Source organism: Butyrivibrio sp. LC3010 (assembly GCF_000424385.1).
Lineage (GTDB): Bacteria > Bacillota > Clostridia > Lachnospirales > Lachnospiraceae > Butyrivibrio.
In genome coordinates this window covers 23,111-31,100 of record NZ_AUJU01000031.1, presented here as the reverse complement: position 1 = coordinate 31,100, position 7,990 = coordinate 23,111, and the positions used below count along the sequence as shown (strand labels likewise).

10 protein-coding genes are annotated in these 7,990 nt (G+C 41.5%); all 10 read right to left on the bottom strand.

All coding sequences use genetic code 11. The annotated features are described in order from the left end of the window. Nucleotides 1–291: transposase (locus tag G622_RS0117165; protein ID WP_026511719.1), on the bottom strand; the 291-nt coding region annotated here is incomplete at its 3' end. A gap of 5 nt (nucleotides 292–296) precedes the next feature. Next, complete coding sequence (locus G622_RS0117160; RefSeq protein WP_026511718.1) at nucleotides 297–815, bottom strand: helix-turn-helix domain-containing protein; 519 nt, start codon at nucleotides 813–815, stop codon at nucleotides 297–299. Between the two features lie 442 nt (nucleotides 816–1,257). Beyond that, nucleotides 1,258–2,565, bottom strand: a complete 1,308-nt coding sequence (locus G622_RS0117155) for a glycoside hydrolase family 53 protein (protein WP_081675385.1) — start codon at nucleotides 2,563–2,565, stop codon at nucleotides 1,258–1,260. Between the two features lie 60 nt (nucleotides 2,566–2,625). Then, nucleotides 2,626–3,150 (bottom strand): GNAT family N-acetyltransferase, encoded by a 525-nt coding sequence (locus tag G622_RS0117150; RefSeq protein ID WP_026511716.1) that lies wholly within the window; start codon nucleotides 3,148–3,150, stop codon nucleotides 2,626–2,628. Nucleotides 3,151–3,198: 48 nt separating this feature from the next. Beyond that, nucleotides 3,199–3,333 carry a hypothetical protein gene (locus G622_RS26725; protein WP_255347456.1) on the bottom strand — a complete coding sequence of 45 codons (135 nt, stop codon included), beginning with the start codon at nucleotides 3,331–3,333 and terminating at the stop codon, nucleotides 3,199–3,201. A 37-nt stretch (nucleotides 3,334–3,370) separates the two neighbouring features. Then, nucleotides 3,371–4,042, bottom strand: coding sequence for a C39 family peptidase (locus G622_RS0117140; protein WP_026511715.1), 672 nt, complete (start codon nucleotides 4,040–4,042; stop codon nucleotides 3,371–3,373). A gap of 33 nt (nucleotides 4,043–4,075) precedes the next feature. Next, the gene (locus G622_RS0117135) at nucleotides 4,076–4,843 is read right to left on the bottom strand and encodes a GNAT family N-acetyltransferase (RefSeq protein ID WP_026511714.1); all 768 of its coding nucleotides are present in this window, start codon (nucleotides 4,841–4,843) and stop codon (nucleotides 4,076–4,078) included. Nucleotides 4,844–5,067: 224 nt separating this feature from the next. Beyond that, complete coding sequence (locus G622_RS0117130) at nucleotides 5,068–6,657, bottom strand: SH3 domain-containing protein (protein ID WP_026511713.1); 1,590 nt, start codon at nucleotides 6,655–6,657, stop codon at nucleotides 5,068–5,070. A gap of 39 nt (nucleotides 6,658–6,696) precedes the next feature. Beyond that, nucleotides 6,697–6,852: a hypothetical protein gene (locus G622_RS25950; protein ID WP_155831540.1), complete on the bottom strand. Its 156-nt coding sequence runs from the start codon at nucleotides 6,850–6,852 to the stop codon at nucleotides 6,697–6,699. After that, nucleotides 6,849–7,940 (bottom strand): aldo/keto reductase, encoded by a 1,092-nt coding sequence (locus G622_RS0117120; protein WP_026511712.1) that lies wholly within the window; start codon nucleotides 7,938–7,940, stop codon nucleotides 6,849–6,851. Before G622_RS0117120 ends, G622_RS25950 begins: the two co-directional genes overlap by 4 nt. Nucleotides 7,941–7,990: the final 50 nt, after the last annotated feature.

The following is a 7,990-nucleotide window of genomic DNA, read 5'->3' as shown; positions in this document are numbered from 1 at the left end:
TACATCAGGATACATAACGTCAACAAGGTACTTGATTTCCTCAGCCCAGTCTGTAGCTGTACGATGCTCTCGTACGCTGACATGATGGTTACCACCTAATGGCTCTATAAATGCGAATATGCTGCATGTTCCGTTACGTTTATACTCGGAATCTATGATAGCATCATTTCCTGGTCTCATCGGAAGAGGTTTTCGTACTTCTCCGAGCAGTTGATATGGCTTTTCATCCATGCATACTACTGGGATATTGGGATTATAAGCCCGTTCATAGACATCAAGTACATCCTCCATTGCGGCTACGAATTCCGGGTCGTTTTTCTTCGGGATGCAGTAGTAGGAGTTTTTGTGAGGTCTAAGTTTGTTTTTTTTAAAGCCTTACGGATAGCTTCGCGACTAATGGTTTCATCAGTGTCCAAAACAACCTTGAGTTCATCTTCCAATAAGCGTATTGTCCATCTGCTATGTCCTTCAGGTGCCGGACTGCAAGCTATTTGAACAAGATGGGCTTCAATCCGACCATCAACCTTACGGCGAGCATTATTGGAATTCTCATTTCTGTTGAGACCTTTTAGGTAATCCATACCTTTTGTGGCATAGCCTTTAACAGTATTTGATACTGTTGCATGACAGACTCCATTTGATTTATAGCATTGCTCATATGACAACATTTTTCCATGATTCTCATCAAGATCAAGAATAATCTGGCATCTTGTCCTTAGTGTTTTGCTTGTACTCTTCTTGCGAATTATCGACTTGATGCTTTTGAATTCTTCGTCAGTGAGATTGATATGATGCTTTTTTGGTCTGCCTGCCATTGCTGTGCCTCCGTGCTTTTTCTTTTATTTTACCAAGAAATGGCACGGATTAATAGATATAATTTGATTAAATATCAACATGTCAGTACACTAGTTGTTTCAGTAACCCGATAAAGCCGACGACTTTATCTTCATCCAAAGCCAAATATGTAATGTAATCATCTCCGCTGATTGTTTCGGCAATAGATTGTCTTTTCCCTGAATCCCAATCTTCCGTATACACACAATCTACAAGAATATACTCTCCGTCCTGCTTTCGGTATACTTTTTTAACTTCCTGTTTTCTTTGATAGTGATCTAACGAATCCGGATGAAAATTGTATTTTGATTATAATTCAATTCTGATCAAACAATACTGCTCCTTTTCTGCAAATGCTATTTCCAAAGCCCCAGGAAAATCTACAATTTACCTTAGTCATTTATCCTGAAAGATAATTCTCCCTTAGTAATTTCTACCATTTCGCATATATTTAAAAATATTCAGAGAATCCAATGGGTGTCCTTCGAAATCAAAAAGCGCCTGATTATCCCAAGAGCTTCCGCCATAGTAAAGACCCGCATCCTCCGGATCATAATCTGAAGCGTAGCTACTGGCCCATCCACTTCCATATTTCTCCCAGATAGCGGAGTTATCTGCATCAGCAGGACCTACAGGAATCCACGCGCCTTCCCAGTAGAAAACACCTATGCCCCCTACCTCACTCACATTCTTACAAATGTCACGTATCATTGTGGCCTGTCCTATGGCTGACGCGGGATAACCCTTTACCAAATCATTAACAGTAAAACTGTTTGCTGATCCATCGCCATCTGAAGTGGTATAGCAATAGGACGTCTCTGCTATGAAAGCTTTTTTTCCATACTTTTCACTAATAAGCTCAAGGACACGACTCATGTTTTCAAAGCTGCCATCCCAAAAGGGATAATAGCTCATACCAATCATGTCAAAGTCAAGTTCACCCCGCACCAGCCTGTCAACTAGTGTAAGTACATCTGCTTTGTCTTCAATCCTGGTATAGTGGACAACTACAGCAATCTCTTTTCCGTAAGATTCTGATACTTCACGTACTGCCATACTTCCCGCTTTTAAAAGTTCAAGAACCTTTTCAAACTGCCGCTCTCCTGACATTCCGTAGTTAATCTCATTACCAACCTGTACCATCCCTACATCTACGCCGGAATCAAGAAGCTGTGAGAGGCTGTCTTTAGTGAATTCATAGAGGGCATCCGCTTTTTCTTCCACGCTCATGGCCTCCCAGGCTTTGGGAGCGTGCTGTCTCTTAGGATCTGCCCAGAAATCGGAGTAATGAAAATCTATCATTACTTTCATCCCATTGGCAGTAGCTCTTTTCCCAAGCTCAACAGCTGTTGGAAGGTCATTATTACCGCCACCATACCCATTCCCATTTTCATCATAAGGATCGTTCCAGACTCTTAATCGGATATAGTTAATCCCTGCATCAGAATAGGTTTTGAATATATCCTGCTCTTTGCCGTCAAAACCATAGTACTTAACACCACTTTTTTCTTCGGTCAGTACTGAAGATGCATCCATTCCAAATATGAAATCATCTGAAAGTCCATCAATAGGCGATTCCCATGTTTCTTCCGGTACTTCCTCAACTACTTCTTGCGTTTTAACCGACACTTCATGCGTTGATACCGGTGCAAGTTCAGTTTCTAAATCTCTACAGCCAGTTAGTGATATCAAAAGAATCATCGCCAAGACGTTATATACTACTTTTTCCATAATCCAATCTCTCTTATAAAAGATTTCATTCTCCACCCTCTAGTCGTTTATGCTGGAATTTTAAACATCTTTAGCCATATAAAGTAAAAGGTCATCATCATTGACGCAGGGTGCATACTGTTCTAATTGTTTCCCTTTATACCAAACTCCGCTACCATCAAAATTGTAGCCTCTTTTTACATACATCCTCTGAGCTGGTCCATATCCTGAATGAACTCCAACTGCCAAGTATACTTTATCGGAAACTTTTGACGCTTCTTTCTCGACAGCATCCAAAAGCCTATTTCCGATACCTTTATTATGAACATCAAAGAAAACTGTCAGATCTTCTATTTCAGGATAGCCTTGATTCCCCCAAGGACCTTCTATAGGATTCAGAACCAGAGTACATTGCCCAGAGACTCTGCCATCATACTCTGCAATACAAACAAATCTTTTACCATCCTCCTGTTCTTTATAATACTTTTCGTATGTAGCTAAGGAAGGATGCCAACCATACGAAAAATATGTATCATAAAGGATTTGGGTATCTTCAGGAATCATGCTTCTAATTCTTATAGTTCCGTCATCATAATATGTAACCATCTTCAACCACCTTTATCATAATCCTGGTCATACGCTGGCATAAGCACCTTATACTGAATACTCCAAATTAATATCAAATGGAGCAATCAGCAATTTTTGCAAATCTTTATTGTAATTGTCGAAAAAGATTTTTATGGCCTTGCCATAGTTTTCTTTAGTATCAACAGATCGTCTTTTTGCCATTTTTTCTCCTTAGATAGTAATTTTTACTGAAAGTTATTTAGTTCTCGTTCAATCCGTGAACAGTAAAGATTGTATTCTTCTCAAACATCCCTACAGCAAATGCCAATTTGAAATAAAAAGGCATATTCTCATAGGCTTCAAAACTTGTGCGCTGTAAAAATTCATCTACAGATAACTCTTCAACATAACCATAAGGATTTGCTACAGTTATCTTGTCATTAGGAATATCCATCCCAACAAGCAGGGAATAATGAAGAGTCCACACATCACCATACTTAGCTGCCCACTCAAATGGCACAGGTACTCCTCTTGCCAGATTTTCATAAGCTGCATCTATCAGTTCCGTGTTTGACATGTATTTATGGATGGACGTAGTGTACTCCGGAAAGCGCTTGTTCATTTCTTCGCAGAACTTATCTCCTGTTGAGGTTATGACCTTGCCGTATTCATTGTACAGATCCTCTTCTGTCAGATGTCCCCCATTCCATGCAGAAAACATCTCAATACAAGCATAACCACAGGAAACATCCTGGGTTATTACCTCTACTCCATCAACATATACCGGAGCACCATATTTATCATCTTTATATATAGATGAATAATCAGTAAGGATTCTTCCTGTCTGTATCCGTAGCTTTATCAAAAGTCCCACCAACACAATAATAATCAGCGTTATAAAAATGAGAACACTGCGAATTGTCTTTTTCAAATAATGCCTCCTCTATCGTGTATAAACTGTAAGTTATGAATTCATCTCATCAACAACGTCCGCCGGCTTTACAGTCATTTCTACCCATGCCGGAATAAAACCGCTTTTAGCCGCATTTCTGGCGGATCTGATGTTTGACCATGCAGAACAATAAAACGGAACCTTTCCCCGATTTAGAATCTCTTTTGCCAGTTTGCTAGTCAGTGCTGATGCAATCCCTTTTTGCCTGTATTCCGGCAGAACGTCTATGCCTATCTGCCACATTTCATCGCAATCTGCTGAACAGGCCGCAAAACCAATCAATCTGCCATTATCGTATGCTCCAATACCCAGCATATCCAGATGGCTGCGATCCTTACATAGTGCATTACTCCATTCAGGCAGATACAAATTCTTGAAATCCTCTTGAACCAGTATGTGCGTTTCATATAAGCACTCCGCATCAGGAATTTTGTTTACATCAGGAAGATAATATTCAGCCATGAAACATACCTTATGCCCCCGCTCTAACAGTCTATCATTGAGCCAGTGCATATTTGGCGTTTCAAAGCAATGATAAAACTCAAACTTGCCTATATACTCCTTTACCAGATCCGATACTTCTTTTGTTGTAGCCACAACGATATTACTTCCATAGGAAACAAAATTACATATGATTGGTTCCTTATAATACTTTCGCGCATTCTTGCCTAAACAAAATGGCACAATAACATTCTTATCTGAAAGGAAATCATGCGCCTGGCAGCCTATATCCTCTGCAGACTGCTTCAACGCGATCTCCTTTATCTCACCATTATTCATTACTTAAAACCTCATTGTTCATGGATCGTTTTACTGTAATTTAATTGCTCTACAAATTTAAATTGAACAAAATCGCTGCGCGATGGCCTGCCTAGGCTGTGTGCAGTGATTTTCTTTTTATCAAAAAGGCAGTAGAAAATTACATTTGATGGTTGCCCATTTCGTGACCGATTCGCTTATCGCATCAAATATAAAGTCGCCCATCTGTTTGCCCTCATATCTAACTATTCAACTTGAGATTCCGCAATCCATCCGATCTCTGTTATTCCCTGTTCATTGGATCCGTCGAGTTGAGATGTTCCCTCGGGATGCCAGTAAGCTACTTTCAGCCACTTGTTACCCTTTTTATCCGTGGCGGTCTCGCGATATACCTCCATGGAATCGCCGGTCGGTATCTGACATATCACATCATACTCGGTGCCCGGACCTGTGCGGAGGTTTGCATATCCGTCAGGTGATATTACATAGATAAAATACTCCGGTATGGTATGATCCTCCGAGGTTTCCTCATGCTGATTTTCATCAGAATCGGTCTCAATCTCTTCCCATGAACCATTATGCCACGCCAATAATGCATGATTTTTTACCGAGACATCCGCACTTTCCTTTTGATACGTGGTCACATCAAGCGCATACTTAGGATACCCTTCTTTATCCAGCGGTTTGATCATCATATCCGCAACATCATCAGTTAATTCGGGGATATCTCCCATAGGAGAGATATCTTCAATGTTACCATCTACAAGCTTAAAGACATAGACAATGTTATACTCAGCCGCAGTATTTGAAAAATACTGATTAATAACGATCTCATCCTCGCCGTCACCGTCTATATCAACTTCCTCTTTTCCATCCACATAATATCCGAGAGGAACCTGTTTTGTGATGGTCTCACCATTACTCAGCGTGAAATACACTTCTGTTACATCCGAATCAGCTTCAATGAACTCCTCGTAACTCCCATGATTCCATGATACATCCGTTATTGTCACGTCCTCTTTGGAAGACTTTTCTGCCTTGCTTACACTTATCGCTGTTATCGCCATACCATACTTTGATCTATCGTTTGCCTCAAGCGTATATGTTACAACATAGTTCGAGTAACCGGGCTTTTGTTCCTGTTCGCCCCAATATCCCCAGAACATGTTGACTTCGCCAATGTATTTACCGTCTTCTTCCGTGATCGTGCATTCATGATTTTCGAGTGCGGTTTCCGTATCAACTTCCTGATCGACCTGAAGGGCGTGTGTACCGTCTTCATCGGTATAGGAAACCGCATCGAACAGGTCGCATACCGGTTTTTCCGGAAGAGCATCCCAGTCAGCTTCTTCCCCGAATAGGTCAAGGCAGTTCTCTTCCACGCTTTTATCAGGAACAGACATCCCGTGAAATCCGTCACTGTCCGGCCCGGTCTCGGCATTCTTATCCTCTACGAGTTCTCCCTTTTTCAAGCTAAAATAACCGTCGATAACGCCATCCGTCTCTGACGCCAGCACGGCTGCTCTGATCTTATCGGAATCAGAAAGTTTAAGATCCACACTTTCTCCGAGATTGAAAACATCGCCCTCAGATTCCGTCATCAGAGCACCCCACAGGTAACTGACCATGGCATCGCTCATTTCCTTCAGGTTCTTCTCAGCCTGCTTTACATCAAGGGTAGTTGCATTTTCCTCCTCATTCTCATTTTCTTCCGCATCCTCCCTGATGTTCTCGAGCCTGTCCGTCAAGCTGCTGTCAGAAGTGGCTCCGCAGCCGGCAAGAAGCATAGTACTGATTAAGCAAATGATAATTGTTACAAATGTTTTTCTCTTCATTTCTCGAAACCTCCCGCACCTGCTTATTACTCAGAAACGTTATAATAGAGAAGCCAGTATCCTGCCTTGGATTTGTTCATCATTAAGATCAACAAGATCACCCGCAAGCTCATACGGCCATGTGTAGATAAGACCGCTGTCAGCACCTAATCCCGAGCATTCATAATCACCTATTATCAGATAAATTCGACTCACACCATAAAGTTTGCTATCTCTTTCATCCTGCTAATCTGACCTACCCCGAACGGGCATCTGCTGTTGCAGTGGCCACATGATATACAGTCGGATGCATTCTTTTCCAGAGTCTTGTAATGCTCTACTGCAAGGGAATCTCCAACCTTAGCAAGATCATAATATTTATTTACAAGACCAACATCTATTCCTGCAGGGCATGGTTTGCAATGATTGCAGTACACGCACTTGCCTGCAGCCTGGGACGGAGCAAAAGTGCCTATGATAGAATAGTCCAGCTCTTCCTCGGTCTTGTCATAATACGAAAGAAGTTCATCTACTTCTGCAATGCTCTGAGCCCCCGGAAGGACTGTCAGCACGCCAGGTTTATCCAGACAATATCTGATACACTGGTAAGGAGTCAGTGCCTGTCCAAATGGAGATTGCCTCACGTCAAGGAGCTGCCCTCCTGAAAAAGGCTTCATGACAGAAATGCCAACTCCCTCTTTTTCACAGCGCTTATATACTTCTGCTCTTTCATCCACACCGCCATGAGCATAATCTCCCTGCCCATAGTCATACCCCGGATTGATAGAGAACATAAGCATATCAATGTCTGCATCATCCATGATTTTCTGTATGACTGCCGGAGTATGTGATGATAAACCGGTATGCTTTACAACACCTTCATCTTTCATCTGCAGGAGATAGTCATATACACCGTTTCTCTGATAAGTTTCCCAATCTGAAAATTCATCCTGGCAATGTATGAAGCCATAATTTATATAATCAGTCTTTAAATCATGAAGCTGTTTATCAAGAGACCTTTTGACGGTATCAAGGTCAAGCGACCATCCGTAGGTTCCCCTTGAGTAATCTGCCCCGAAGTGTATCTGATATAGAATATTGTCCCTGACATCTGATAGCGCTTCTCCATACATAGGAAATGCACTCCCATCCCCAGCGGCCATGTCAAAATAGTTGATTCCGCTTTCAAATGCATGTCGAATTGTTTTCACCGCAGTGTCAAATCCTGCCTCAAATATATATGCCGAACCAAATCCTATTTCACTTATCTTGTCCTTGGTTTTCTTATTTTCTCTATACTTCATATAAGCGCTCCTGTGTTTTCACACTCACTAAGTCGGATTTACCAATCCAG

Bases quoted from the DNA above. Each gene is read 5' to 3' on its own strand.
- G622_RS0117135 (WP_026511714.1), bottom strand. From the start codon at position 4,843: ATGAATAATGGTGAGATAAAGGAGATCGCGTTGAAGCAGTCTGCAGAG.
- G622_RS0117150 (WP_026511716.1), bottom strand. From the start codon at position 3,150: ATGGTTACATATTATGATGACGGAACTATAAGAATTAGAAGCATGATT.
- G622_RS0117120 (WP_026511712.1), bottom strand. From the start codon at position 7,940: ATGAAGTATAGAGAAAATAAGAAAACCAAGGACAAGATAAGTGAAATA.
- G622_RS0117155 (WP_081675385.1), bottom strand. From the start codon at position 2,565: ATGGAAAAAGTAGTATATAACGTCTTGGCGATGATTCTTTTGATATCA.
- G622_RS0117160 (WP_026511718.1), bottom strand. From the start codon at position 815: ATGGCAGGCAGACCAAAAAAGCATCATATCAATCTCACTGACGAAGAA.
- G622_RS26725 (WP_255347456.1), bottom strand. From the start codon at position 3,333: ATGGCAAAAAGACGATCTGTTGATACTAAAGAAAACTATGGCAAGGCC.
- G622_RS0117130 (WP_026511713.1), bottom strand. From the start codon at position 6,657: ATGAAGAGAAAAACATTTGTAACAATTATCATTTGCTTAATCAGTACT.